Below are 24803 nucleotides of genomic sequence, written 5' to 3' on the forward strand. Positions count from 1 at the left end.
CTCGCGGCGCACCCGCCTCGCGCTGCCGGCAGCGGCCTCGTCCATTCGGCCAACCGCCCTGGAACTGCGGTACCCCTCTGTTATAGTTTCCCCATCCGCCCCCCTCATTGTCTCGACGCGTGGACCACCTTCCCTTATGGGCGCAGATTTGCGCCGTCTTCGTCCTGCTCATCTGCTCCAGCTTCTTCTCCATCTCCGAAACGGCGATGATGGCGCTCAATCGCCATCGGCTCAAATACCTCGCCAATCACGGCACGCTCGGCGCGAAGACCACCCAGAAGCTGCTCGCGCGCACCGACCTGCTGCTTTCGGTGATCCTGATCGGCAACAATCTCTTCAACACCATCATCCCGGTCCTCACGACCTCGATCGCGCTCCATACCTTCGGCCGCAATAACCTCGTGCTCTCGATCGCGACGGGCATCGTCGCGTTCCTCATCATCGTGTTCGCGGAAATCACGCCGAAGATTGTGGGCGCAACGTTTCCGGAAAAAATCGCGCTGCCCGCGAGCCTGCTGATCGCGCCGCTCATGCGTGTGACGAAGCCACTCATCTGGTTCGTCAACATGTTTGCGAACACCATCCTGCGCATCCTGCACATCAATACGCACAAGGCGCATGACCAGCGGCTCTCCACCGAGGAGTTGCGCACCATCGTGCTCGAGTCGGGCAGCTTCATGCCGACCAAGCACCGCAGCATCCTGCTCAACCTGTTCGATCTGGAAAACATCACCGTCGACGACGTGATGATTCCGCGCCGGCGCATCGAGGCGCTCGATTACGACGCCCCGCTCGAAGACATCCTCCATCAGCTCGAGACCTGCTATCACAACAAGCTGATCGTCTATCAAGGCGACATCGACCGCGTGCTCGGCGTGCTGCATGTGCGCAAGACGCTGGCCGCGCTGCACAACCAGGAATTCGAGCGCGAGACCCTGCGCGAACTGCTCGCCGAGCCGTACTTCGTGCCCACGGGCACGCCCGGGTTGCAGCAGCTTCAGTACTTCCAGGAGAGCCGCCACCGCATCGCGCTCGTCGTGAACGAATACGGCGAGATGGAAGGTCTCGTGACGCCCGAAGACATCATCGAGGAGCTGATCGGTGAATTCACCACGTCGATGCCGCGCAGCGGTACCGGACGCGGCGGGTGGAACGACGAAGGCGAATGTATCGTGCCGGGCAGCATGCCTCTGCGCGAACTCAATCGCTGGCTGCATATCAAGCTGCCCACGGATGGGCCCAAGACGCTCAACGGCCTGATCCTCGAAGTGCTCGAAGAGATTCCCGAAGGCGACGTGTGCCTGCAGATCGGCGACGTGAAGCTCGAAGTGCTGCGCAGCGACGACCAGGCCGTACGCACGGTCAAGCTCTTCAAGCCCGGCGCCAAGCCTCGCCAGGGCACGCTGCAAAAAGCGAAGAAGCTGCTGCCGGGACGTTAGCCGTTCGGCCAGGTGGCGGCGCGGTGCGCCGCACGCCATGATGAAGGCGTCATCTGTTCGAGGCGGCTTCGCGCCGGCAAGCCGATGCTTTCTACTCCTTATCGAGCGCGCCCCGTCGCCGCCACGGCTGCCGAAGGCGGTGCGGGCAGCGGAGCAATGGCACGCACACCTCCGCCTGTCTCCGCACCGCAACTCGACGACGCACCCGCCGTTCGCCTGCTCTCCGAAACGCTGCGTGAAACCGCCCGGCGCAACGCCTCCGATCTGCACATCGAGCCGATGGAACACGGCTGGCGCGTGCGTCTGCGCATCGATGGCGTGCTGCACGAAATGGCGCGGCCGCCTGCGCACCTGCGCGATGCGTTCGTCACGCGCATCAAGGTGCTCGCGCGCATGGACATCGCCGAGCGGCGCATTCCGCAGGACGGCAGGCTGCGGCTCGCGCCCTCGTCGGCGTCGCGCGCCGCCGATGACTATCGCGTGAATTCGCTGCCCACGCTGCACGGCGAAAAGCTCGTATTGCGCAGGCTCGAAGCGCTCCCCGCCGATCTGTCGCTTGCCGAACTCGGGCTCGACGAAGCGCAACAGCGCACCGTAGCCGATGCGATCGGCGCGCCGCATGGTCTCGTCCTCGTCACGGGCCCCACCGGCAGCGGCAAGACGCTCTCGCTCTACTGCTTCCTGCAAAGGCTCAACGGCACGACGCGCAATCTCTGCTCGGTGGAAGATCCCGCCGAAATCCAGCTCGCAGGCATCAATCAGGTCAACGTGCGCGAGAAGGCCGGGCTCACCTTTGCGGTAGCACTGCGTGCGCTGCTGCGCCAGGACCCGGACGTCATCATGATCGGCGAAATCCGCGACGAAGAAACCGCCAGCGTGGCCGTCAAGGCCGCGCAGACCGGCCATCTCGTCCTCTCGACCGTGCACACGAACGACGCCAGCGCGGCCTGCGCACGGCTCGTCGACATCGGCGTCGAACCGTACAACCTGGCGGCCTCGCTGCGGCTCGTCACGGCGCAACGTCTCGTGCGGCGGCTATGCCCGCAATGCCGCGTGCGCGGCGAAGCTTCGCCGGCGGCGCTCGTCGCGGCGGGACTGAACACGCACGACGGTGACATGACCCAGCCTTATATTGCGCGCGGCTGCGAGGCTTGCCACGGCATCGGCTATCGCGGCCGCGTGGGAATTCACGAGGTCTTGCCGATCTCGGAGACCATCCGCGACCTGATCGTCACAGGGCGCGGCGCGCACGAAATCGCTCGCGCAGCACGCAGAAGCGGTGTGGCAACCCTGCGCGACGCGGCGCTCGCACGCGTGCGCGACGGCACCACGAGCCTCGCCGAAGCGCTTGCCGCAACAGAAGCGCCATGAGCGCCGCGCGCGCCCATCGCGGCCCATCCGAGTGGCGCTTCGTGTGGCGCGGTCTCGACGCATCGGGCACGACCAGGCGTGGCACGCTGATCGCGCTCGACGCCGCGGCTGTGCGCGCCGCGCTCAAGCGCGAGCGCATCACCGTGCTCGCCATCGAGCGCAGGTCGAGCGCAGGCGCGCCCAAGGCACGTCACGCGGACGTCACGCGCTTTACGCGCCAGCTCGCGAGCCTCCTGCGCGCCGGCCTGCCGCTCGCGAACGCGCTCGACCTGCTCGCGCTCTCGCCGGGACCGAACGGCATGCCGCGCATTGCCGCCGCGCTCGCGCGCGACATCGCCGGCGGCCTGCGCTTCGCCGACTCGCTCGCGCAACATCCGGCGCGTTTCAACGCGCTGTATTGCCAGCTCGTCGCCGTTGGCGAAGCCTCGGGTGCGCTCGCCGCCGTACTCGCGCGCCTCGCCGACGACCGCGAGCGCGCTGCCGCGCAGCGCGCCAAAGTGCGCGCCGCGCTCACCTACCCCGTCGCGGTGCTGCTGCTCGCGTTTGTCATTACCGCGGCGTTGCTGGTCTGGGTCGTGCCCACGTTCAAGCAGATCTTCGACGGCTTCGGCGCCGCACTGCCGGCGCCCACGCAGTTCGTGCTGACGCTCTCGGCGGGCGCCGCGCGCTGGAGCGTGCCGGCTGCCGTAGCCGCAGCCACCGTCACGCTCGCCCTGCAAGCGGGCTTGCGCCGCTCGGAAGCCGCGCGCGTCGCGTTCGGACGCACGCTGCTGAAGCTCCCGCTTTGCGGCGCGCTGCTCACCACCCTGTGCGCCGCCCGCTGGAGCCGTGCGCTCGGCACGCTGCTCGCCGCCGGCACGCCGCTCGCCGACGCCTTCGAGTCGCTCGCGCACGCAAGCGGCAACGCCTTCTTCGATCGCGCGAGCGCGGGCATCAGCGAGCGCCTGCGGCACGGCGAGCGGCTCGCCGCAGCCATGCGCGCGGCGGGATGCTTTCCGGCCGATGTGGTTCAGCCCGTTGCGGTCGCGGAAGAATCGGGCGCGCTCGATGCGATGTTGCTCGATGTGGCCTCGCTCGCCGACCGTCAGGTCGACGAAAAGATCGCGCTCGTGTCGAGCCTGTGCGAGCCGCTCGTGATCGTCGTGCTCGGTGCGCTGGTCGGCGGCCTCGTCGTGGCGATGTATCTTCCCATCATTCAACTGGGCAACGTGGTGTAGCATCGCAGCCAGATTCCGGTTCCCTCTCATGCCCGTCCAACTCCTGTCCGCGCCCGATACCGCACCGCCGCTCGCAGCCGCTCTCGCCGGTCTGCCGTTCGGCGTGCTCATGGTCTTCGCCATTGCGTTCGGGCTCGTCATCGGCAGCTTTCTCAACGTCGTCGTGCACCGGCTGCCGATCATGCTGGAGCGCGCGTGGCGCGCCGATGTGGCCGAAGCGACCGGCACGCCCGGTCCGCTCTTCGAAGAAGACGGGCTGCCTGCTCGCTACAACCTCTGGCTCCCACGCAGCGCGTGTCCGCACTGCGGCCACGTCCTGCGCGCGTGGGAAAACATCCCGGTGTTCAGTTGGGTCGCGCTGCGCGGGCGCTGTTCGCACTGTCATGCGCGCGTGAGCGTGCGCTACCCGCTCATCGAGATCGCAGGCGCGGCTTGCGCGGCCGGCGCATTGCTCGCCTTCGGACCCACCGGCAAGGCGCTCGCCGCCTTCGTGCTGTGCGCCACGCTCATCGCTGCAAGCGCCATCGACCTCGAACACCAGATGCTGCACGACGAGATCACGCAGCCGCTGCTGTGGTTCGGGTTGCTGGTTAATTTTGCCGGCACCTTCGTCACGCTGCGCGAAGCGGTGATCGGTGCGGTCGCGGGCTATCTGGCGCTCTGGTGCGTCTACTGGATCTTCAAGCTGTTGCGTGGCGTAGAAGGCATGGGCCACGGCGACTTCAAGCTGCTCGCCGCGCTCGGCGCATGGCTCGGCTGGAGCGCGCTGCCGCAGATCGTCGTGATCGCCGCAGTGGCCGGCGCGCTCGTCGGCATCATCGCTACGTTGACGGGACGCATGCGTTTCGAAGAGCCGCTGCCGTTCGGCCCGTATCTGGCCGCTGGCGCACTCGTCACATTGTTTGCGGGCACACCGCTGTATGGCGTATTTGCGTGGGGGAACTGATCAAATGTTCGCGGTCGGATTGACGGGTGGCATCGGCAGCGGCAAGTCCACGGTCGCGGATGGCTTTGCCGCGCGCGGCGTGACGATCGTCGACACCGATCTCATCGCGCATCGCATTACCGCACCGCACGGCGTCGCGATGGCGCAGATCGCCGCGGAATTCGGCCCTGAATTCGTCGCGCCGGACGGTTCGATGGACCGCGCGCGCATGCGCACGCTCGTGTTCGGCGACGAGTCCGCGCGCAAGCGGCTCGAGGCCATCACGCACCCGTTGATCCGCTCCGAGACCGAACGCGAAACGCGAGAGGCCAGCGGGCCTTACGTGATCGTGGTCGTGCCCTTGCTCGTAGAGTCGGGCACCTGGAAAACGCGTGTCGATCGCGTGCTCACCGTCGATTGCAGCGTGGAAACGCAGATCGCGCGCGTCATGCGCCGCAATGGCTTCACACGTGAGCAAGTGCTCGCCATCATCGCGCGGCAGGCCACGCGCGAAGCACGCCTCACGGCCGCCGACAACGTGGTGGTGAACGACAACGGTGCGACGCTCGAAACGCTCGATCAGGACGTCGACGCATTGCACCAGACGTATCTCAAGCTCGCTGCCGAAAAGGCCAGTAAAGCGTAAAAGGCGCCATCCGCGCGCGATTAGCGGGTCACATCGGCGTAGCGCCGGGCCGGCGCGATTGCGACCGTAGTCCCACGGCATTAGAATGTCCTGCAATCCGTCACCCACCACGCCCGAGGCGAGCGCGCTTGATTCTTTACGAGTATCCCTTCAACGAGCGAATCCGGACGCTGCTGCGCCTCGAAGACCTGTTCGAGCGCTTCACGTTTTTCCTGACCCAGGAGGATCCGAGGGAACATCACGTCGCGCTCACGACGCTCTTCGAAATCGCCGAAGTCGCAGGCCGCGCCGACCTGAAGTCGGATCTCATGAAGGAACTCGAGCGGCAGCGCCAAACGCTCGCGCCGTTCCGCGGCAATCCCGGCATCGAGCAGAATGCGCTCGAAACCGTGCTGGGCGAAATCGAGCAGACGCTCGCCGGCCTCACGCAGATGCAAGGCAAGACGGGCCAGCACCTGATGGACAACGAGTGGCTCACGAGCATCCGCAGCCGCGCGATCATTCCCGGCGGCACCTGCAAGTTCGATCTGCCGTCGTATTACGCGTGGCAGCAACTGCATGCCGATCAGCGCCGCCAGGACATCGCGAAATGGGTCACGCCGCTGCTGCCGCTGCGCGACGCCGCCGCCATCGTGCTGCGCCTCGCGCGCGAGTCGGGCCAGGCGTCGAAGGTGATGGCGATGCAGGGCAGCTATCAGCAGATGCTGTCGGGCCGTGCGTATCAGCTCATGCAGGTCCGCGTGGCACCGGAATTGCGCATGATTCCTGAGGCGAGCGCCAACAAGTACATGCTGTGGGTGCGCTTCACCGTGCAGGATGGCGATCTGCGTCCGCGGGCCGTCGATCAGGACGTGCCGTTCCAGCTGACGCTGTGCAGCCTGTAAAACCGGACGCGCCGCCAAGCCAGACTCAACGCAACCAAAGTTCTATCGCATGACCACTGTCGTCAAATGTCCGACCTGCGGCAAGGAAGTCCGCTGGGTGCCGGAAAACCGCTTCCGACCGTTCTGCTCCGAGCGCTGCAAGCAAATGGATCTCGGTGCATGGGCGGCCGAAAAGTACCGCATTGGCGGCGCCGACGATGAAACGCCGCCTGAAGATGCGCCGCCCACAGATACTCGCCAGTAGGCGAGCGCCGCGACGCGCTTGCGCCGGACGAAAAAAGGCCGCTGTGCATCACACACAGCGGCCTTTTGCATCGTCGTGGCCCGCAGGGTGTTACTCCGCGGCGAGCCACTCCAGCACGGGAATCGTCGCGGGCAAGAGCGGCTCGACGCTCGCCGGCAGCGACTGCCAGACGAACGCCTGACCTTCGCGGCCATGCGGCTCGCCGGTCCACTCGGTCACCTTGCAGAAGTAGAGCCGTACGTACGCGTGCGGGTAGTCGTGTTCGAGCGTGTGCCACAGGTGGCACGCCTTCACGTCGATGCCCAGCTCCTCGTGCAGCTCGCGCGCGAGCGCCGCTTCGACCGTTTCGCCCGGTTCCAGCTTGCCGCCCGGAAACTCCCAGTAGCCCGCATACGGCTTGCCTGCGGGGCGCTGCGCGAGCAGGTAGCGGCCATCGGGCTGCACCAGCACGCCCACCGCGACTTCCGTCACGGGGCGTGTCTTTCCGGAAGCATCGTTTGCGGTGTTGGCCTCGGCGCTCATGCCTCTTGCGCCTTCTTGCCCGACCAGTCGCGTGCGAATTGCCACGCCACGCGGCCCGAACGCGAGCCGCGCTCCAGCGCCCAGACGAGCGCGTCGCCGCGCGCCGATTCGACTTCGGCGTCGTCGCAGCCGAAATGGCGCAGCCAGTGGCCGACGATCGTCAGATAGTCGTCCTGCTTGAACGGATAGAAGCTCACCCAAAGGCCGAAGCGCTCGGACAGCGAGATCTTCTCTTCCACCACTTCGCCCGGATGAATCTCGCCGTCGGGCATGTGCTTGTACGTCTCGTTGTCGCTCATGTACTCGGGCAGCAGATGGCGCCGGTTCGAGGTCGCGTAGATCAGCACGTTGTCCGACTGCGCGGCCACGGAGCCGTCGAGCGCCACCTTCAGCGCCTTGTAGCCCGATTCGCCTTCCTCGAACGAGAGGTCGTCGCAGAACACGATGAAGCGCTCGGGGCGCGTCGAGATGAGATCGACGATATCGCCGAGGTCATGCAGATCGTCCTTGTCGACTTCGATCAGCCGCAGGCCCTGTTGCGCGTACGCGTTCAGGCAGGCCTTGATCAGCGACGACTTGCCGGTGCCGCGTGCGCCGGTGAGCAGCACGTTGTTCGCGGGCTTCTTCTGCACGAACTGGCGCGTGTTGCGGTCGATGAGATCTTTCTGCCGGTCGATGTTCTGCAGGTCGTCGAGCGAGATCAGCGAGATCGCGGGCACCGGCTGAAGGAAGCCGCGCCCCTGGCGCTTGCGCCAGCGAAACGCGACGGCCGCGTTCCAGTCGACATCGGGTGCCGACGGCGGCAGCACGGCCTCGAGGCGGCCGAGCAGCGCTTCGGCGCGGGTCAGAAACTGTTCGAGCTTGTCCATGTGGTGAAGGCGCTTGAAATCAGGAGCGGTAGTCCGCGTTGATGCTCACGTAGTCGTGCGAGAGGTCACAGGTCCAGATCGTGGCCTGCGCGTCGCCGCGGCCGAGCAGCACGCGAATCAGGATCTCGCTCTTCTTCATGACGCGCTGGCCGTCTTCTTCGCGATAGGCCGGGTTGCGGCCGCCCGCTTTCGCCACGAGCACGTCGTCGAGATACAGGTCGATCTTGTCGACGTCGAGGTCCGTCACGCCGGCATAGCCGATCGCCGCGAGGATACGGCCGAGGTTGGGGTCCGATGCGTAGAACGCCGTCTTCACGAGCGGCGAATGGCCGATCGCATAGGCGATCTGGCGGCACTCGGCGACGTCCTTGCCGCCTTCCACCTGCACGGTCATGAACTTGGTCGCGCCTTCGCCGTCGCGCACGATCAGCTGCGAGAGTTCCTGGGCGACGGCCGTCACGGCGTCGCGCAGCGCGGCGTAGGCGGGCGTGTCCGTCGAGGTGATCGCGGGCAGGCTCGACTTGCCCGAGGCGATCATGATGAACGAGTCGTTGGTCGAGGTATCGCCGTCGATGGTGACGCAGTTGAACGAGCGGTCGGCCACGTACTTCACGAGTTCGTCGAGCACGGGCTGCGCGACGCTCGCATCGAAAGCGAGGAAGCCGAGCATGGTCGCCATGTTCGGCTTGATCATGCCCGCGCCCTTGCTGATGCCCGTGAACGTGACGGTGTGGCCGTCGACCGTCACCTGGCGCGACACGGCCTTCGGCAGCGTGTCGGTCGTCATGATGGCCTGCGCGGCGTCGTACCAGTTCGCGGCCTTGCGGTTCGCCAGCGCGGCAGGCAGGCCCGCCTTCAAACGGTCGATGGGCAGCGGCTCGAGGATCACGCCGGTCGAGAACGGCAGCACCTGCGAGGACTCGAGGCCGGCAAGACGCGCGAGTTCATCGCAGGTCTCGCGGGCGTGCTTCATGCCCGGCTCGCCGGTGCCCGCGTTCGCGTTGCCGGTGTTCACCACCAGCGCGCGAATGCCCTTGCCGCCGGCGCGCACCTTCGCGAGATGTTCGCGGCACACCGTCACCGGCGCGGCACAGAAGCGGTTCAGCGTGAACACGCCGGCCACGCTCGCGCCTTCGTCGACGGAAATCACCAGGACGTCCTTGCGATTAGGCTTGCGAATGTTGGCTTCCGCCCAGCCGAGCGTCACGCCGGCGACCGGATGAAGTTGTGCGGGATCAATCGAGGGGAAATTGACAGCCATGGTGGCGACCTGTCGAAAAGGCAATGCCGGCCAGGGCGCTGGAGCCTGGCCGGCATCGGGATTCAAAACGCAAGGCCCGCCAGGGAAAGCGGGCCACCGGAATCTACGTTCAAGCCTGCGTCACGCGATCTTGCCGTGACACTGCTTGTACTTCTTGCCGCTGCCGCACGGGCACGGATCGTTGCGGCCCACCTTCGGCATCTCGCTGCCCACCGGCGGCGTATGGCTCATGGCCGCGCCCACCATCGCGGCGGCGGCGTCGGCGGCCACCGGTGCGGCAGCCGCGGGTGCCGGCGCCGCGTCGGCTTCGGCGAATTCGGCATGGCGGAACTCGACGTTCTCGACGTGATGACCTTGCTCTTCCATCTGCTCGGCCGCCTGTTCGAGCTGCTCCGGCGACTGGATCTGCACGTTCATCACGATACGCGTGACTTCGAGCTTCACGGCTTCGAGCATCGCGGCGAACAGTTCGAACGCCTCGCGCTTGTACTCCTGCTTCGGGTTCTTCTGCGCATAACCGCGCAGATGGATGCCCTGACGCAGGTGGTCGAGCGCCGCGAGGTGTTCGCGCCAGCTGCGATCGAGCGTTTGCAGCATGACCGAGCGCTCGAATGCGCTGAACGATTCGCGGCCCACCAGCGCGACCTTCTGCTCGTACGCTTCGTCGGCGGCGGCCAGCACGGCTTCGAGAATTTCATCGGCGTCGATCGACGACGACTCGTTGATCATCTCCTGGATCGCGAGGTCGAGCTGCCACTCGTTGCGCAGCACTTCTTCGAGCTCGGGCACGTCCCACTGCTCTTCGATGCTGCCGTGCGCCACGAACTGGCGCACGATGTCGGTGATCACGCCATGACGCATCGCGCCGATCGTTTCGGTGATGTCATGCGCTTCGAGCAGTTCGTTGCGCTGCTGGTAGATCACCTTGCGCTGATCGTTCGAGACGTCGTCGTATTCGAGCAGCTGCTTGCGGATGTCGAAGTTGCGCGCTTCGACCTTGCGCTGCGCCGACTCGATCGAACGCGTGACGATGCCCGCCTCGATCGCCTCGCCTTCCGGCATCTTCAGGCGATCCATGATCGCGCGCACGCGGTCGCCCGCGAAAATGCGCAGCAGCGGGTCTTCGAGCGAGAGATAGAAACGCGACGAGCCCGGGTCGCCCTGACGGCCCGCACGGCCGCGCAGCTGGTTGTCGATCCGGCGCGACTCGTGACGCTCGGTGCCGATGATGTGCAGACCGCCCGCGGCCTTCACCTGATCGTGCAGCGTTTGCCACTCGTCGTGCAGTTGCTGGATGCGGCGCGCCTTTTCGTCGGCGGGAATCGCTTCGTCGGCTTCGATAAACGCTGCCTGCTTCTCCGCATTGCCGCCCAGCACGATGTCGGTACCGCGGCCCGCCATGTTGGTGGCGATGGTGACGCGCTGCGGACGGCCCGCTTCAGCGACGATCGCGGCTTCACGCGCGTGCTGCTTCGCGTTGAGCACTTCGTGCGGCAGACCGGCCTTCGTGAGCAGGTTCGAAAGCAGCTCCGAGTTTTCGATCGACGTCGTGCCGACCAGCACCGGCTGACCACGCTCGTAGCATTCGCGGATATCGCGGATCACGGCGTCGTAGCGTTCGTTCGCCGTCTTGTAGATCTGATCCTGCTTGTCGATCCGCTTGGGTGTGCGGTTCGTCGGAACCACGACAGTTTCGAGGCCGTAGATCTCGTTGAATTCGTACGCTTCGGTGTCGGCCGTACCCGTCATGCCCGAGAGCTTCGCGTACATGCGGAAGTAGTTCTGGAACGTGATCGAAGCGAGCGTCTGGTTCTCGCTCTGGATCTTCACGTGTTCCTTCGCTTCCACGGCCTGGTGCAGGCCGTCCGACCAGCGGCGGCCGGCCATCAGACGGCCGGTGAATTCGTCGACGATGATGACTTCGCCGTTCTGCACCACGTAGTGCTGGTCCTTGTGGAACAGCGTGTGGGCGCGCAGCGCGGCGTACACGTGGTGCATCAGCGTGATGTTCTGCGGCGCATAGAGGCTTTCGCCCTGGCCGATCAGGCCCCACTCGGAGAGCATGCGCTCGGCTTTCTCGTGGCCCGACTCGGTGAGGAACACCTGGCGCGCCTTCTCGTCGAGCGTGTAGTCGCCCGGCTTTTCCACGCCCGTGCCGTCGGCTTTCTCTTCGCCGATCTGCTGCTCGAGCAGCGGCGGCAGCGCGTTCATGCGCACGTAGAGTTCGGTGTGGTCTTCGGCCTGGCCCGAGATGATGAGCGGCGTACGCGCTTCGTCGATCAGGATCGAGTCCACCTCGTCGACCACGGCGAAGTTCAGCGCACGCTGCACGCGCGCCTCGGTCTCGTAGACCATGTTGTCGCGCAGGTAGTCGAAGCCGAACTCGTTGTTCGTACCGTAGGTGATGTCCGCGGCGTACGCTTCCTGCTTCGTCGCGTGGTCCATCTGCGACAGGTTGATGCCGACGGACAGACCGAGGAAGTTGTAGAGGCGCGCCATCCATTCGGCGTCGCGCTGCGCGAGGTAGTCGTTCACCGTCACGACGTGGACACCGCGGCCCGACAGCGCATTCAGGTAGACGGGCAGCGTGGCGACGAGCGTCTTGCCTTCGCCGGTGCGCATTTCAGCGATCTTGCCGTAATGCAGCACCATGCCGCCGATCAGCTGCACGTCGAAGTGGCGCATTTTCAGCACGCGCTTGCTCGCCTCGCGGCAAACGGCGAACGCCTCGGGCAGCAGTTCGTCGAGCGAGGTGCCATTGGCCACGCGCTCGCGGAACTCGACCGTCTTCGCGCGCAGTTGCTCGTCGGTGTACTGCTCGATCTTCGGTTCGAGCGCGTTGATCGCCGCGACCGTCTTCTGATATTGCTTGATCAGGCGCTGATTGCGGCTGCCAAAGATTTTCTGTAAGAAACCGGTGGTCATCGGATCGGTGTCTGCGTCGCGGCTTCGGCCGTGATTCCTGAGGGCGGGTTCAGCGGGTTGTGCATGTGTGCACTACGCATCCGGACCGGAGGGACCTCGGCGGCTTTAGCCCAAAAATGGTGGATTCGAATCGGACATTTTAGCACGCGCCCTCTCACCCGCCTGTGTCAGCGCGAAGACGGCTCTGGCGCGCGGTGCCCGCACGGACGGCCTTCCCGCCGTGCGGCGAAGGGCCGCGATGCGGCCCTGGCCGAATGGCCTGAAGGCGCTTGGATGAGCGGTGCGCAGGCTACAATGACGGCATCAGAGTCCCGCCCGCGCGCTCGCCCATCCTTACGCCACATGAGCCGTTTCTCGCCGTTTTCAAGGTCCAGGGGACCACGCGCCCCCCAGCCGCTCGCTGAAGTGCTGAGCCGCACGGACGCGTTCGCGCCGCTGCGCGCCGGCGTCGAGCAGATCGCGGCGATCCAACGCGACCTGAACGCGCTGCTGCCCGACTATCTCGCGGCGAGCGTCGAGCCCGGCTTCATCAAGGACGGCACGCTGGCCCTTTTCACCGCGCACAATGCGCTAGCCGCGCGGTTGCGGCATCTGGAGCCGCGGCTCGTGGCCGACCTGCAGGCGCGCGGCTGGGCGTTGAACAGTGTGCGCATCCGCGTGCGTCCGCAAGCCGTAAAAGATCCCACGCCGCCCAAGCAGGCGCGCATGACGCCGGCCGGCGCGGCAGCGCTCCAGGCGCTGAGCGAGACGCTCGAGGCCTCGCCGCTGCAGGCAGCCCTCGCGAAGATGGCGGCGCGCCACACCAAAAAGCGCTGATCTGCGGCGCCGAAATTTCTCGAAGCCGCGCAAAAAAAAGGGCAGCATATAGCTGCCCTTTTTACTGCCAGATCGCGCCCGAAACTCAGGCGAATGCGGTCTGTGCCTCGTAGCCGAAGCCGCGCGGCGCCTTCTGCGGATCGTCGAACGTGACGATCTCGTAGGCGTCCTCATTCGCGAGCAGCTCGCGCAGCAGTGCGTTGTTCAGGCCGTGGCCCGACTTGTACGCGTCGTACGCCGCCAGCAGCGGATGGCCGACCACGTACAGGTCGCCGATCGCGTCGAGCATCTTGTGCTTCACGAACTCGTCGTCGTAGCGCAGGCCATCGTTGTTCAGAATGCGGTACTCGTCCAGCACGATGGCGTTGTCCATGCTGCCGCCGCGCGCGAGGCCCAGCTCGCGCATCATCTCGACTTCGTGCGCGAAGCCGAACGTGCGGGCGCGCGCGATTTCGCGCACGTACGAGGTATTCGCGAAGTCCACTTCGAGCGCCTGGCCCGTCTTGTCGACAGCCGGGTGGCGGAAGTCGATCGTGAACTTGAGCTTGAAGCCGAAGTAAGGGTCGAGGCGTGCGAACTTGTCGCCGTCGCGGATCTCCACGGGCTTCTTGACCTTGATGAACTTCTTCGGAGCGTTCTGCTCCTCGATACCCGCCGACTGGATCAGAAACACGAACGAAGCCGCGCTGCCGTCCATGATCGGAATTTCCTCGGCGGTCACATCCACGTAGAGGTTGTCGATGCCAAGGCCTGCGCAGGCGGACATGAGGTGCTCGATCGTCGAGACACGTGCGCCGTCTTTCTGCAGCACCGAGGCCAGGCGGGTGTCGCCAATCGCCATCGCCGATGCGGGGATGTCCACCGGCGTCGGCAAATCCACGCGCGAAAACACGATGCCCGTGTTCGGCGCCGCCGGACGGAGCGTCAGGTCGACCTTGCGCCCCGAATGCAGGCCGATGCCGACTGTCTTCACGATTGATTTGATGGTTCGCTGCTTCAACATGGTCTTCTTGCTCATTGAAAATCCCAATCGGGACTTTTTAATTCATAGCACGAATTATACTCCAGTTGCGCCGAGTCCGTCGTTTTCACCGGCGTGACAAACTGTTTCCCCGTGTTACCCAATGGGGATGGAGCGCGGGCCGATGCCCGGAACGGAGGCGTTCCCGGGGTAATCGGCCCGCTGGGCTCACGTAATCGCCTGTCACATTTGCGCCGCAGGTGCACGTTGCTTCAGGGCAACGCCGCGCCCGCGAACGCGCTCATGCGCGGGTCAACGTGGCAAGTATGCTCGCAGCATCGCTCACATCGAACTTGCCGGGTGCTTCGACGTGCAGCGTCTTGACCACGCCGTCGTCGACCACCATCGCATAGCGCTGGGAGCGGATTCCCATGCCACGCGCCGACAAATCCTGCTCCAGTCCGAGTGCACGAGTCAACGCTGCGCTGCCGTCGGCCATCATGCGTACCTTGCCCGAGGTACGCTGATCGCGTCCCCACGCGCCCATGACGAACGCGTCGTTGACGGACACGCACCAGACCTCGTCGACACCGGCCGCGCGCAGCGCGTCATAGTGCTCGACGTAACCCGGCACGTGCTTCGCGGAGCACGTGGGCGTGAACGCGCCCGGCAATCCGAAGATCACCACGCGCTTGCCCGCCGCTTCCTTTTGCACGTCGAAGCTGTTCGGCCCCAGCGTGCAACCCTCGCGCGCGTCTTCGACGAACTCGAAGAGGGTCGCTTCGGGCAGCGTTTCACCCTGTTTGATCATGACTCGTCCTTCGCAACGATGCGCAAGCGTGTCGCGCTGGCGTCGTGCAATGTTGGGCAACGATGTACTCCAAGGTTACACAGGAACGCCTGGCGACACCGCGCCTGTCCCCCACGCTCAACGCGTGGCGGGCAACCGTCCCTGCCGCGCATCCTCGCGGATGCGGCCTTGCTGGCCTTGCTCGCCTTCATTGCTACGCAGCGCGCTGTCTGTCTGCGGGCGAGGGCAACGCGTGCCCTGCCGCAGTCAGATCGGCTCGCGTGTCAGTCCGCCTGCTTGCGCAGGAACGCCGGGATATCGTACGTGTCGACGCCCTTTTCCTGCAGCGCCTGCACGTGCGAAGCCGCGGTGTCGCGCGACGTGCGCCACACTGCCGGCGTGTCGAGCGCGCCGTAGTCGGCCGTGTTGCCGTGGCCGCTGTGCTGCGGTGCGTACGAACCCGCCGGAGCCGGGATCGGCTGGTTGTCCGTGCCCGTGCGCAGCAGTTGCATCGGCGCGGCTTGCTGCTTCTTCGCAGCGCGGCCGAGGCCCGTTGCCACCACCGTCACGCGCAGCGCGTCGCCCATCGCGTCGTCGTACACCGCACCGAAGATCACCGTCGCGTCTTCTGCAGCATAGCTCTTGATGGTGTTCATCACTTCGCGCGTTTCCGACAGACGCAGCGAACGGCTCGACGTGATGTTGACCAGCACGCCGCGCGCACCCGACAGATCGACGCCTTCGAGCAGCGGGCTCGCCACGGCCTGTTCCGCCGCGAGGCGCGCGCGATCGACGCCGGCAACCGTCGCCGTGCCCATCATCGCCTTGCCCTGCTCGCCCATCACCGTCTTCACGTCTTCGAAGTCGACGTTCACGAGGCCGTCGACGTTGATGATTTCGGCAATGCCGGCAACTGCGTTGTTCAGAACGTCGTCCGCGCACTGGAAGCACTTGTCCATCTCGGCGTCATCGCCCATCACGTCGAACAGCTTGTCGTTCAGGACGACGATCAGCGAGTCGACGTGATCCTCCAGTTGCTGCGAGCCGGCTTCCGCCACGCGCATACGCTTGCCGCCTTCGAACTCGAACGGCTTGCTCACCACGCCAACGGTGAGAATGCCCATCTCCTTGGCGATCTGCGCGACGACCGGGGCTGCGCCCGTGCCGGTGCCGCCGCCCATGCCGGCGGTGATGAACACCATGTGCGCGCCGCGCAGCGCGTCGGCGATGCGCTCACGGGCTTCTTCTGCTGCCGCGCGGCCCATCTCCGGCTTCGCACCGGCGCCGAGGCCCGTGTTGCCGAGCTGAATCACGGCCGATGCACGCGAGCGCGAGAGCGCCTGTGCGTCCGTGTTCATCACGATGAAGTCGACGCCTTGCACGCCGCGGTTGATCATGTGCTGCACGGCATTGCCGCCCGCACCACCAACGCCTACCACCTTGATGATGGTGCCGTTGGTTTCGGTTTCCAGCATCTGGAATTCCATGTTGCCTCCGTCAAGAAAAAGATTCCGCTCCTCGGCCGTTATCCAGTGGAAGATCGGGCAACCTTCCACTGCGCGCTAGCCGCCGTCACCAGCGCGATTTTCGAAGCTTGTACTTCGCCTTCTGTCCTGCGACTTCTGTCGTTAGAAGTTGCCGAGGAACCAGTCCTTCATGCGTGAAAAGACCTGGCCCATCGACCCCGACTGCACTGCAACCTTGCGCCCGCGCATGCGCTGCGAGCGGCCTTCGACGAGCAGGCCCATGGCCGTCGAGTAGCGCGGATTGCGCACCACGTCGGCCAGACCGCCCGCGTATTCCGGCACGCCGATGCGCACCGGCTTCAGGAAAATGTCCTCGCCCAGCTCCACCATGCCCGGCATCATCGCGGCGCCGCCCGTGAGCACGACGCCCGAGCTCAGCAATTCTTCGTAGCCCGACTCGCGCACCACCTGCTGCACGAGCGAGAAAAGCTCTTCCACGCGCGGCTCGATCACGGCGGCGAGCGCCTGGCGCGACAGCGTGCGCGGACCGCGTTCGCCCAGCCCCGGCACTTCGATCATCTCGTCCGGATCGGCGAGCGCCTGCTTCGCGATGCCGTAGCTCACCTTGATGTCTTCCGCGTCGGGCGTGGGCGTGCGCAGCGCCATGGCGATGTCGCTCGTCACCTGGTCGCCCGCGATCGGAATCACCGCGGTATGGCGAATCGCGCCTTCGCTGAAGATCGCGATGTCGGTCGTGCCGCCGCCGACATCGACGAGCACCACGCCCAGTTCCTTCTCGTCCTCGGTCAGCACCGCCAGCGACGAGGCGAGCGGCTGCAGGATGAGGTCGTTCACTTCGAGGCCGCAGCGGCGCACGCACTTCACGATGTTCTGCGCCGCGCTCACCGCGCCCGTCACGATATGCACCTTCACTTCCAGACGGATGCCGCTCATGCCGATCGGCTCGCGCACATCTTCCTGGCCGTCGATGATGAATTCCTGCGTGAGGATATGCAGCACCTGCTGATCGGTCGGGATGTTGATCGCCTTCGCCGTTTCGATCACGCGCGCGACGTCTGCCTGCGTGACTTCCTTCTCCTTGATGGCGACCATGCCGCTCGAGTTGAAGCTGCGAATATGGCTGCCCGCAATGCCGGTGAATACGTTAGTGATCTTGCAGTCGGCCATGAGTTCCGCTTCTTCGAGCGCTCTCTGGATAGACTGCACTGTGGCCTCGATGTTCACCACCACGCCTTTCTTGAGACCTTTCGATTCGCTCTGGCCGAGACCGATCACTTCGTAGTGGCCTTCGCCCTTCAATTCGGCGACGACGGCCACCACCTTCGACGTCCCGATGTCGAGGCTGACCAGCAGATCCTTATAGTCTTTACTCATATCGTGCTCGTTGCGTGTGATGTCCTGTTACTTCTTGCCCGGAGCGGGCGTGTCACTGATGAAGCGCATGCCGGCCGCCCTTATCGCAAACCCGTTTGGATAACGCAAGTCCGCGTATTCGATCTCTTTGCCCCAACGTTGCGTTACCGCCGACCATGCCGCGATGAGGCGGTGAGAACGCTCACTCAGTGTGTCGGCGTTGCGCTCGCGGCCCAGCTCCACCTGCATGCCGTTCGAGAGCTTCACCGTCCACGCGTAACGCGGCGAGAGCGTCACTTCGTCGGGCAAGAGCCCGAGCGGCGCGAACCACTTCTCCAGGTCGCGGTAGCGCGCGACGACTTCGGGCGCCGTGCCGTCGGGGCCGTCGAACGCGGGCAACTCTTCGTCGAGTTCGCCCTGGTTCGCCGTGAACAGCTCGCCATCCGTGCTCACGAGCTGATCGCTGCCCCACGTGCCCAGCGGTTTGTACTCTTCGAGCGTGACAGCCAGTGCGTTGGGCCACACACGGCGCACGCTCGCGTGACGCACCCACGGCATCTGCTCGAACGCAGCGCGCGCCGTATCGAGATCGACCGTGAAGAAGTTGCCCTTCAGCCGGCCGACCACGCTCGCTCGCACGGTGGGCGAGTTGATGTGCTCGGTGTCGCCCTCGATGCGGATCTCTCGCAGCGCGAAGTTCGGGCGCTGCACGAGCCAGTAGCAGCCGGCCGCCAGCAACGCGAGCGCGAGCAGCGCGTGCAACGCGTTGGCGGCAAGGTTGAGCTGGCGTACGTTATTCCACATTTCGAGATTGTCGGTTCACTACTGGTTCGGCAATTCGTCGGTCAGAGATTAATCAGGGGTTCAATCTTTTAGCGTTTGTGCCAGCACGCGCACCACCAGATCGCGATACTCGATGCCTACCGAGCGCGCGGCCTTCGGCGGCAGCGAGTGATCGGTCATGCCCGGCGCCGTGTTCACTTCGAGGAAGTACGCGTTGCCTGCGCCGTCCATCATGAAATCGGCGCGGCCCCAGTCGGTGCAGCCGAGCACGTCGAACGCGCGGCGCGCGAGCTTCTTCAGTTCCGCTTCTTTCTCCGGCGCGACGCCGCACGGAATCAGATACTGCGTCGTGTCGAGGATGTACTTCGCGTCGTAGTCGTAGAACTCACCCGCCGGCACGATCTTGATGATCGGCAGATCGAGGTCGCCGGCGATGCACGCGGTGTACTCGCCGCCGCCTTCGATGCTCTTTTCCACCAGCACGATCTTGTCGAACTTCGCGGCTTCTTCGAGCGCCGGCACGAGTTCGCTTTCCGCCTTCACCTTGATCACGGCCACGCTCGAGCCTTCGCTCGCGGGCTTCACGAAGAGCGGCAGGCCGAGCTTCGCGACGATCTGCGGCGCGCGCGCCGCGTAGTCGTCGCCGCGCAGCACCGCCTCGAACGGCGGCGTGGGAATGCCGAGCTGCTGCCACACGAGCTTGCTGCGGAACTTGTCGAGCCCGAGCGCGGAGCCGAGCACGCCCGTGCCCGTATAGCGAATGCCGTAGAAGTCGAGCGCGCCCTGGATCTGGCCGTTCTCGCCATAGCCGCCATGCAGCGCGTTGAACGCGCGCACGAAACCTTCATCCTTGAGCGCCGAAAGCGGGCGCTCGGACGGGTCGAACGGATGCGCGTCGATGCCGGCGCTCTGCAACGCCTGCAGCACCAGCGTGCCCGACTTGAGCGACACCTCGCGCTCCGCCGACACGCCGCCGTACAGCACCGCGACCTTGCCAAATTGTTTCGGATCGATACTGCTCATGTCACTCACGCCTTCTGTTCCTGTTGGGCGATTCGACCCGGCACACCGCCGATCGAACCCGCACCCATCGTAATCACCACATCGCCGTCGCGCACGACAGCAGCTAGCGCCTCCGGCACTTCATCCACGGTCTCGACGAACACCGGCTCGACCTTGCCCGCCACGCGAATCGCGCGTGCGAGCGCACGGCCGTCCGCTGCGACGATCGGCGCTTCGCCGGCCGCATAGACATCGGTCAGCACGAGCGCGTCGACGGTCGACAGCACGCGCACGAAGTCTTCGAAACAGTCGCGCGTCCGCGTGTAGCGGTGCGGCTGGAACGCCAGCACGAGACGGCGCTCGGGAAACGCGCCGCGCGCCGCTGCGATCGTCGCGGCCATTTCCACCGGGTGATGGCCATAGTCGTCGATCAACGTCCAGGCGCCGCCGCCGTTGACGGGAATTTCGCCATAGCGCTGAAAACGACGGCCCACGCCGTTGAATTCCGCGAGCGCGCGTTGAATATCGGCGTCCTTCACTTCGAGTTCGGTCGCGATCGCAATCGCGGCGAGCGCGTTCTGCACGTTGTGCGTGCCCGGCAGATTCAGCACGATGTCGAGCGACGGCGCGTCTTCGCGCATCACCGTGAAGTACATCTTGCCTTCGCGTGCGACCACGTTGACCGCGCGCACCTGCGCGTCGGACGCGAAGCCGTATCGGATGATCGGCTTCGAGACGAACGGCAGAATCTCCTTCACGTTCGGGTCGTCCACGCACAACACTGCGATGCCATAGAACGGCAGGCGATGCGTGAACTCGATGAACGCCTGCTTCAGGCGCGCGAAGTCGTGCCCGTAGGTGTCCATGTGATCGGCGTCGATGTTCGTAATGACTTCGATCACCGGGAAGAGGTTCAGGAACGATGCGTCGGATTCGTCGGCTTCCGCGACGATGAAGTCGCCCGTGCCGAGGCGCGCGTTCGCGCCCGCACTGATCAGCCGCCCGCCGATCACGAAGGTCGGATCGAGTCCGCCCGCGGCCAGCACGCTCGCGACGAGCGAGGTCGTGGTGGTCTTGCCGTGCGTGCCTGCGATCGCGATGCCCTGCTTCAGACGCATCAGTTCCGCGAGCATCACGGCGCGCGGCACGATGGGAATGCGGCGATGGCGTGCCGCGAGCACTTCGGGGTTGTCGCTGCGCACCGCGGTCGAAACGACCACGGCATTCGCGCCTTCGATGTTCTCTTCGGCATGGCCGATCGCGATGCGCGCGCCGAGCGCGGCGAGTCGATCGGTGACCGCGTTCTTCGCGAGGTCCGAGCCGCTTACCTGATAGCCGAGATTGACGAGCACTTCGGCGATGCCGCTCATGCCCGCGCCGCCGATGCCGACGAAATGGATATGTTTGACGATGTGTTTCATTGCTTTCCTCCCGCTACTACGCCCGCCACGGCCGCGCAGATGCGCGCGACCTGATCGGCGGCGTCGGGTTTCGCGAGCGCGCGAGCGCGCCCGGCCATTTCCGCCAGCGATGTTCTGGTCTGATGCCGCAACCAGTCGGCGAGTCCTTCCGCCGTCAGGTCGCGTTGCTGCACCACGAGCGCTGCGTCCTTGTCGGCAAGGAACGCGGCGTTGGTGGTCTGGTGGTCGTCCACGGCGTAGGGGAACGGCACGAAGCATGCCGCCACGCCCACGGCCGCGATCTCCGCCACCGTCATTGCGCCCGAACGGCAGACCACGAGATCCGCGTTCCGGTAGGCGCTCGCCATGTCGTCGATGAACGGCACGAGCTGCACCGTGTCGTTCAGTTCGAGTCCGGCGTCGAGATAGTTTTGACGCAAGGCGTCGATGTGCTTCGCGCCCGCCTGATGCACGATGTGCGGACGCTCTTCGGGCGCAAGCAGCGACAGCGCGCGCGGCACCACTTCGTTGAGCGCCGTGGCGCCGAGGCTGCCGCCCACCACGAGCACGCGCAGCGGACCGCTGCGCGCGGCGTAGCGCGCCGCCGGTGCGTCGACGTGTTCGAGCGCCTCGCGGATCGGGTTGCCGGTCCACTCGGCGTTCGGCAAGGCGCCCGGAAACGCCACGAGCACGCGCCTGGCCAGCTTCGCGAGCACCTTGTTCGCGAGACCGGCGATCGAATTCTGTTCATGCAGCACGAGCGGTCGGCCCGACAGCGCGCTCATCACGCCCGCCGGGAACGTGATGTAGCCGCCCATGCCGAGCACGACGTCGGGCTTCACGCGGCGCAGCGCCGCGAGGCTCTGCGTGCAGGCGCGCAGCAGGTTCAGCGGCAGCATCAGCTTGGTCTTGATGCCCTTGCCGCGCACGCCGCCAAAGCGCACGTATTCCATCGTGATGCCGTGCTTGGGCACGAGCGTCGCTTCCATGCCTGCGGGATTGCCGAGCCACACCACGCGCCAGCCCCACTGCTCCATGCGATGCGCGACGGCGAGCCCCGGGAACACGTGTCCCCCGGTGCCGCCGGCCATCACCATGAGCGTGCGCGTCGCTGCGGTCATACCTTGCCTCCGCGCATCAGGACCCGGTTTTCGTAATCCACGCGCAGCAGCAACGCCACGGCGACGCAGTTGAGCAGGATGCCCGAGCCGCCATAGCTCACGAGCGGCAGCGTGAGACCCTTGGTCGGCAGCAGACCCAGGTTCACGCCCATGTTGATGAAGGCCTGCGCGCCGAACCACACGCCAAGACCCTTGGCGACGAGGCCCGCGAACGTGCGGTCGAGCGCGAGCGCCTGACGGCCGATCTCGAACGAGCGGCGCACGATCCAGTAGAACAGCAGGATCACGATCAGCACGCCGACGAAACCGAGTTCCTCGCCGATCACGGCGAGAATGAAGTCGGTGTGTGCTTCCGGCAGATAGTTGAGCTTCTCGACGCTGCCGCCAAGCCCCACGCCGAACCACTCGCCGCGACCGAACGCGATGAGCGAGTGCGTGAGCTGGTACGCCTTGCCCTGCGCGTAGCGGTCGTCCCACGGATCGAGGTACGCGAAGATCCGCTCGCGGCGCCACGGCGACGCCCACACGAGCAGCGTGAAGGTGCCTACGGCCGTGGCCACGAGGCCGCCGAACAGCTTGCCGTTCACGCCCCCGAGGAACAGCACGCCCATGGCGATCGCGGCGATCACCATGAATGCGCCCATGTCGGGCTCGAGCAGCAGCAGCGCGCCGACCACGCCCACGGCGAATGCCATCGGCAGGAAGCCTTTCGCGAAGCTGTGCATGTATTCCTGTTTGCGCACCGTGTAGTTCGCCGCGTAGATCGTCACGGCGAGCTTCATGATTTCCGACGGCTGCATGTTCGTCACGCCGAGCGGAATCCAGCGCCGCGCGCCGTTCACGCCCTTGCCGATGTGCGGAATCAGCACGACCACCAGCATGGCGAGCGAGATGAGAAAGAGCTTGGGCGCGTAACGCTCCCACGTGGAAACGGGAATGCGGAACGCGACGAGCGCCGCGATCGTGGCGATCACGAGCGAAACGATGTGGCGCGCGAGAAACGCCCAGTCGCGGTACGAGGCGTACTTGGGCGAATCGGGCATGGCGATCGAGGCCGAGTAGACCATCACCACGCCAAGCCCAAGCAGCGCGATCACGGCCCACAGCAGCGAGTGGTCGTAGTCGAGCATGCGCGAGCGGCCGGGACGCACGCCGTTGACGACGCTCGCGAGACCGCCCGAGCGCGCGCCGCCGCCCGACGAACCGCCGGCCTGACCGTCTTCGCGCGAGAGGCGCGCACCGAATCGCTCGGACCAGCTCATATCATCGTCCCCCGTTCTGCGGCGATTTCTTCTACGGTGTCGTGGAACACGGCCGCGCGATGGGCGTAGTTGCGGAACATGTCGAGGCTCGCGCAAGCGGGCGAAAGCAGCACGACGTCGCCGGGTTGCGCGAGCGCGGTCGCCGCGCGCGTGGCTTCTTCGAGCGTCGCGTGCTCGCTCATCGCGATGCCGGTTTCTTCGAGCGCCGCGCGGATCTTCGACGCATCGCGGCCGATCAGCATCACGGCGCGGCACCAGCGCGCAACCGGCGCGGCGAGCGGATCGAAGTCCTGGCCCTTGCCGTCGCCGCCGGCGATCAGCACCGTGCGCTGCGCGAGGCCGTCGAGCGCCGCCACCGTCGCGCCGACGTTCGTGCCCTTGCTGTCGTCCACGTAGTCGATGCCCTCGATCGAGGCGATCAGCTCCACGCGATGCGGCTCGCCGCGATACTCGCGCAGGCCGTGCAAAAGCGGCGCGGGCGCGAGATCGATCGCGCGCGTGAGCGCGAACGCCGCGAGCGCGTTGGCCGCATTGTGCAGACCGCGAATGCGCAGGGCGTCGGCGGGCATCAGGCGCTTCATGCCGAGGTTCACGGGCGCCGCTTCCTGCTGCTTGCGGCGACGCGGGGACACGGGCACGTCGGCCGCGTCGAGATCGTGCGCCTGCACGAGCCACTGCATGCCGTTCTCGCGCAACAGACCCAGGTCGCCGTCGTTCTCCGGCTCGTTCAGGCCGAAGGTCACGATCTTCGCGTCGCCGCTCGCCTTCACGCTCGCGAGCGACATGACGCGCGCGTCGTCGCGGTTGAGCACGCGCGTCGTGCGCGGCCCGAAGATACGGCCCTTCGCGGCCGCGTAGGCGTCGAGGCCGCCGTGCCAGTCGAGATGGTCCTGCGTGATGTTGAGGACCGCCGCGGCGTCCGGCTCGAACGTCTGCGCCGTCTCGAGCTGGAAGCTCGACAGTTCGAGCACCCAGACGTCGGGCAGCGCGGTGTTGTCGATGGCTTCGGCGAGCTTGTCGAGCATGGCCGGGCTTATGTTGCCCGCCACCGCCACGCGCTTGCCCGCGCGCTCGCAGAGCATGCCGGTCAAGCTCGTCGTGGTGGTCTTGCCGTTCGTGCCGGTGATGGCGAGCACCTTCGGCGCGTAGCCGCTCTCGCCGAGACGGCGCAGCGCCTGCGCGAAGAGTTCGAGCTCGCCCCACACTTCGATGCCGCGCTCGCGCGCCGCCGCGATCAGCGGCACGAGATCTTCGGCGAGCGGCGAGAGGCCCGGGCTGATCGCGACGAGTTCCACGCCGTCGAGCAGCGCCGTCGTGAACGGACCGCCGACGAAATCGGCGTCGATGCCGCGCGCGGCGAGTTCGGGAAGATTGGGCGGCGCTTCGCGCGTGTCGGCAATGCGCAGGCGGCAACCCTGCCGCGCGCACCAACGCGCCATCGCGAGACCCGATTCCCCGAGTCCCAGCACGAGCACCATCGGCTTTTGCCGATCCCGAAACTTCTCGCCGAACATCGCTTGCTTCC

Annotated in this window: 22 protein-coding genes; 8 read left to right on the top strand and 14 right to left on the bottom strand. The window is 65.9% G+C overall.

The window, feature by feature from the left end; genetic code table 11:
* Window positions 1–119: 119 nt before the first annotated feature.
* From AB4Y35_RS18720 to AB4Y35_RS18750, 7 genes are all read left to right on the top strand, one after another.
* Complete coding sequence (locus AB4Y35_RS18720) at window positions 120–1439, top strand: HlyC/CorC family transporter (RefSeq protein WP_368705375.1); 1320 nt, start codon at window positions 120–122, stop codon at window positions 1437–1439.
* Window positions 1440–1595: 156 nt separating this feature from the next.
* Complete coding sequence (locus AB4Y35_RS18725; protein WP_368705376.1) at window positions 1596–2810, top strand: GspE/PulE family protein; 1215 nt, start codon at window positions 1596–1598, stop codon at window positions 2808–2810.
* The gene (locus AB4Y35_RS18730; RefSeq protein ID WP_368705377.1) at window positions 2807–4027 is read left to right on the top strand and encodes a type II secretion system F family protein; all 1221 of its coding nucleotides are present in this window, start codon (window positions 2807–2809) and stop codon (window positions 4025–4027) included. The genes AB4Y35_RS18725 and AB4Y35_RS18730 overlap by 4 nt, the downstream gene beginning before the upstream one ends.
* Window positions 4028–4055: 28 nt before the next feature.
* On the top strand, window positions 4056–4973 hold the full coding sequence (locus tag AB4Y35_RS18735; protein ID WP_368705378.1) for an A24 family peptidase: 918 nt from the start codon (window positions 4056–4058) through the stop codon (window positions 4971–4973).
* A gap of 4 nt (window positions 4974–4977) precedes the next feature.
* Window positions 4978–5598, top strand: a complete 621-nt coding sequence (gene coaE / locus AB4Y35_RS18740) for a dephospho-CoA kinase (protein WP_368705379.1) — start codon at window positions 4978–4980, stop codon at window positions 5596–5598.
* Window positions 5599–5726: 128 nt separating this feature from the next.
* The gene (zapD, locus tag AB4Y35_RS18745) at window positions 5727–6482 is read left to right on the top strand and encodes a cell division protein ZapD (RefSeq protein ID WP_254356868.1); all 756 of its coding nucleotides are present in this window, start codon (window positions 5727–5729) and stop codon (window positions 6480–6482) included.
* Window positions 6483–6531: 49 nt separating this feature from the next.
* Entirely contained in the window at window positions 6532–6726 is a 195-nt protein-coding gene (locus tag AB4Y35_RS18750; protein WP_028207803.1) for a DNA gyrase inhibitor YacG, read from the top strand.
* Window positions 6727–6816: 90 nt separating this feature from the next.
* On the opposite strand, the gene mutT is transcribed toward AB4Y35_RS18750, so the two are convergent.
* From mutT to secA, 4 genes are all read right to left on the bottom strand, one after another.
* Window positions 6817–7248 carry an 8-oxo-dGTP diphosphatase MutT gene (mutT, locus tag AB4Y35_RS18755; RefSeq protein ID WP_368705380.1) on the bottom strand — a complete coding sequence of 144 codons (432 nt, stop codon included), beginning with the start codon at window positions 7246–7248 and terminating at the stop codon, window positions 6817–6819.
* Complete coding sequence (locus tag AB4Y35_RS18760) at window positions 7245–8117, bottom strand: ATP-binding protein (protein WP_368687506.1); 873 nt, start codon at window positions 8115–8117, stop codon at window positions 7245–7247. Before AB4Y35_RS18760 ends, mutT begins: the two co-directional genes overlap by 4 nt.
* 19 nt (window positions 8118–8136) lie before the next feature.
* Window positions 8137–9378, bottom strand: a complete 1242-nt coding sequence (gene argJ / locus AB4Y35_RS18765) for a bifunctional glutamate N-acetyltransferase/amino-acid acetyltransferase ArgJ (RefSeq protein WP_368705381.1) — start codon at window positions 9376–9378, stop codon at window positions 8137–8139.
* A 120-nt stretch (window positions 9379–9498) separates the two neighbouring features.
* The gene (gene secA / locus AB4Y35_RS18770; protein ID WP_368705382.1) at window positions 9499–12303 is read right to left on the bottom strand and encodes a preprotein translocase subunit SecA; all 2805 of its coding nucleotides are present in this window, start codon (window positions 12301–12303) and stop codon (window positions 9499–9501) included.
* A 342-nt stretch (window positions 12304–12645) separates the two neighbouring features.
* Between secA and AB4Y35_RS18775 the strand changes: the two genes are divergently transcribed.
* Window positions 12646–13119, top strand: a complete 474-nt coding sequence (locus tag AB4Y35_RS18775) for a DciA family protein (protein ID WP_368687503.1) — start codon at window positions 12646–12648, stop codon at window positions 13117–13119.
* An 85-nt stretch (window positions 13120–13204) separates the two neighbouring features.
* Here the strand turns inward: AB4Y35_RS18775 and lpxC are convergent, their stop codons facing one another.
* The 10 genes from lpxC to murD form a co-directional block, all read right to left on the bottom strand.
* On the bottom strand, window positions 13205–14122 hold the full coding sequence (gene lpxC, locus AB4Y35_RS18780; RefSeq protein ID WP_133183019.1) for a UDP-3-O-acyl-N-acetylglucosamine deacetylase: 918 nt from the start codon (window positions 14120–14122) through the stop codon (window positions 13205–13207).
* Window positions 14123–14381: 259 nt separating this feature from the next.
* Window positions 14382–14891 carry a peroxiredoxin gene (locus AB4Y35_RS18785; RefSeq protein ID WP_368705383.1) on the bottom strand — a complete coding sequence of 170 codons (510 nt, stop codon included), beginning with the start codon at window positions 14889–14891 and terminating at the stop codon, window positions 14382–14384.
* Window positions 14892–15154: 263 nt separating this feature from the next.
* Window positions 15155–16357, bottom strand: a complete 1203-nt coding sequence (gene ftsZ, locus AB4Y35_RS18790; protein ID WP_028207795.1) for a cell division protein FtsZ — start codon at window positions 16355–16357, stop codon at window positions 15155–15157.
* Between the two features lie 141 nt (window positions 16358–16498).
* Window positions 16499–17731, bottom strand: coding sequence for a cell division protein FtsA (gene ftsA, locus AB4Y35_RS18795; protein ID WP_042270315.1), 1233 nt, complete (start codon window positions 17729–17731; stop codon window positions 16499–16501).
* A gap of 27 nt (window positions 17732–17758) precedes the next feature.
* On the bottom strand, window positions 17759–18514 hold the full coding sequence (locus AB4Y35_RS18800) for a cell division protein FtsQ/DivIB (RefSeq protein WP_368705384.1): 756 nt from the start codon (window positions 18512–18514) through the stop codon (window positions 17759–17761).
* A gap of 60 nt (window positions 18515–18574) precedes the next feature.
* Window positions 18575–19516 (bottom strand): D-alanine--D-alanine ligase, encoded by a 942-nt coding sequence (locus tag AB4Y35_RS18805; protein ID WP_368687501.1) that lies wholly within the window; start codon window positions 19514–19516, stop codon window positions 18575–18577.
* Window positions 19517–19521: 5 nt separating this feature from the next.
* Window positions 19522–20916, bottom strand: coding sequence for a UDP-N-acetylmuramate--L-alanine ligase (murC, locus tag AB4Y35_RS18810; protein ID WP_133182997.1), 1395 nt, complete (start codon window positions 20914–20916; stop codon window positions 19522–19524).
* Window positions 20913–22016, bottom strand: coding sequence for an undecaprenyldiphospho-muramoylpentapeptide beta-N-acetylglucosaminyltransferase (gene murG / locus AB4Y35_RS18815; protein ID WP_368687499.1), 1104 nt, complete (start codon window positions 22014–22016; stop codon window positions 20913–20915). Before murG ends, murC begins: the two co-directional genes overlap by 4 nt.
* On the bottom strand, window positions 22013–23278 hold the full coding sequence (gene ftsW / locus AB4Y35_RS18820) for a putative lipid II flippase FtsW (protein WP_368705385.1): 1266 nt from the start codon (window positions 23276–23278) through the stop codon (window positions 22013–22015). The genes murG and ftsW overlap by 4 nt, the downstream gene beginning before the upstream one ends.
* Window positions 23275–24792, bottom strand: a complete 1518-nt coding sequence (gene murD / locus AB4Y35_RS18825) for a UDP-N-acetylmuramoyl-L-alanine--D-glutamate ligase (protein ID WP_368705386.1) — start codon at window positions 24790–24792, stop codon at window positions 23275–23277. The genes ftsW and murD overlap by 4 nt, the downstream gene beginning before the upstream one ends.
* Window positions 24793–24803 lie beyond the last annotated feature (11 nt).

Source organism: Paraburkholderia sp. EG286A (genome assembly GCF_040965375.1).
Classification (GTDB): Bacteria; Pseudomonadota; Gammaproteobacteria; order Burkholderiales; family Burkholderiaceae; genus Paraburkholderia.

Bases quoted from the DNA above. Each gene is read 5' to 3' on its own strand.
- AB4Y35_RS18725 (WP_368705376.1), top strand. From the start codon at position 1,596: ATGGCACGCACACCTCCGCCTGTCTCCGCACCGCAACTCGACGACGCA.
- AB4Y35_RS18730 (WP_368705377.1), top strand. From the start codon at position 2,807: ATGAGCGCCGCGCGCGCCCATCGCGGCCCATCCGAGTGGCGCTTCGTG.
- AB4Y35_RS18735 (WP_368705378.1), top strand. From the start codon at position 4,056: ATGCCCGTCCAACTCCTGTCCGCGCCCGATACCGCACCGCCGCTCGCA.
- coaE (WP_368705379.1), top strand. From the start codon at position 4,978: ATGTTCGCGGTCGGATTGACGGGTGGCATCGGCAGCGGCAAGTCCACG.
- AB4Y35_RS18750 (WP_028207803.1), top strand. From the start codon at position 6,532: ATGACCACTGTCGTCAAATGTCCGACCTGCGGCAAGGAAGTCCGCTGG.
- mutT (WP_368705380.1), bottom strand. From the start codon at position 7,248: ATGAGCGCCGAGGCCAACACCGCAAACGATGCTTCCGGAAAGACACGC.
- AB4Y35_RS18760 (WP_368687506.1), bottom strand. From the start codon at position 8,117: ATGGACAAGCTCGAACAGTTTCTGACCCGCGCCGAAGCGCTGCTCGGC.
- argJ (WP_368705381.1), bottom strand. From the start codon at position 9,378: ATGGCTGTCAATTTCCCCTCGATTGATCCCGCACAACTTCATCCGGTC.
- secA (WP_368705382.1), bottom strand. From the start codon at position 12,303: ATGACCACCGGTTTCTTACAGAAAATCTTTGGCAGCCGCAATCAGCGC.
- AB4Y35_RS18775 (WP_368687503.1), top strand. From the start codon at position 12,646: ATGAGCCGTTTCTCGCCGTTTTCAAGGTCCAGGGGACCACGCGCCCCC.
- lpxC (WP_133183019.1), bottom strand. From the start codon at position 14,122: ATGTTGAAGCAGCGAACCATCAAATCAATCGTGAAGACAGTCGGCATC.
- AB4Y35_RS18785 (WP_368705383.1), bottom strand. From the start codon at position 14,891: ATGATCAAACAGGGTGAAACGCTGCCCGAAGCGACCCTCTTCGAGTTC.
- ftsZ (WP_028207795.1), bottom strand. From the start codon at position 16,357: ATGGAATTCCAGATGCTGGAAACCGAAACCAACGGCACCATCATCAAG.
- ftsA (WP_042270315.1), bottom strand. From the start codon at position 17,731: ATGAGTAAAGACTATAAGGATCTGCTGGTCAGCCTCGACATCGGGACG.
- AB4Y35_RS18800 (WP_368705384.1), bottom strand. From the start codon at position 18,514: ATGTGGAATAACGTACGCCAGCTCAACCTTGCCGCCAACGCGTTGCAC.
- AB4Y35_RS18805 (WP_368687501.1), bottom strand. From the start codon at position 19,516: ATGAGCAGTATCGATCCGAAACAATTTGGCAAGGTCGCGGTGCTGTAC.
- murC (WP_133182997.1), bottom strand. From the start codon at position 20,916: ATGAAACACATCGTCAAACATATCCATTTCGTCGGCATCGGCGGCGCG.
- murG (WP_368687499.1), bottom strand. From the start codon at position 22,016: ATGACCGCAGCGACGCGCACGCTCATGGTGATGGCCGGCGGCACCGGG.
- ftsW (WP_368705385.1), bottom strand. From the start codon at position 23,278: ATGAGCTGGTCCGAGCGATTCGGTGCGCGCCTCTCGCGCGAAGACGGT.
- murD (WP_368705386.1), bottom strand. From the start codon at position 24,792: ATGTTCGGCGAGAAGTTTCGGGATCGGCAAAAGCCGATGGTGCTCGTG.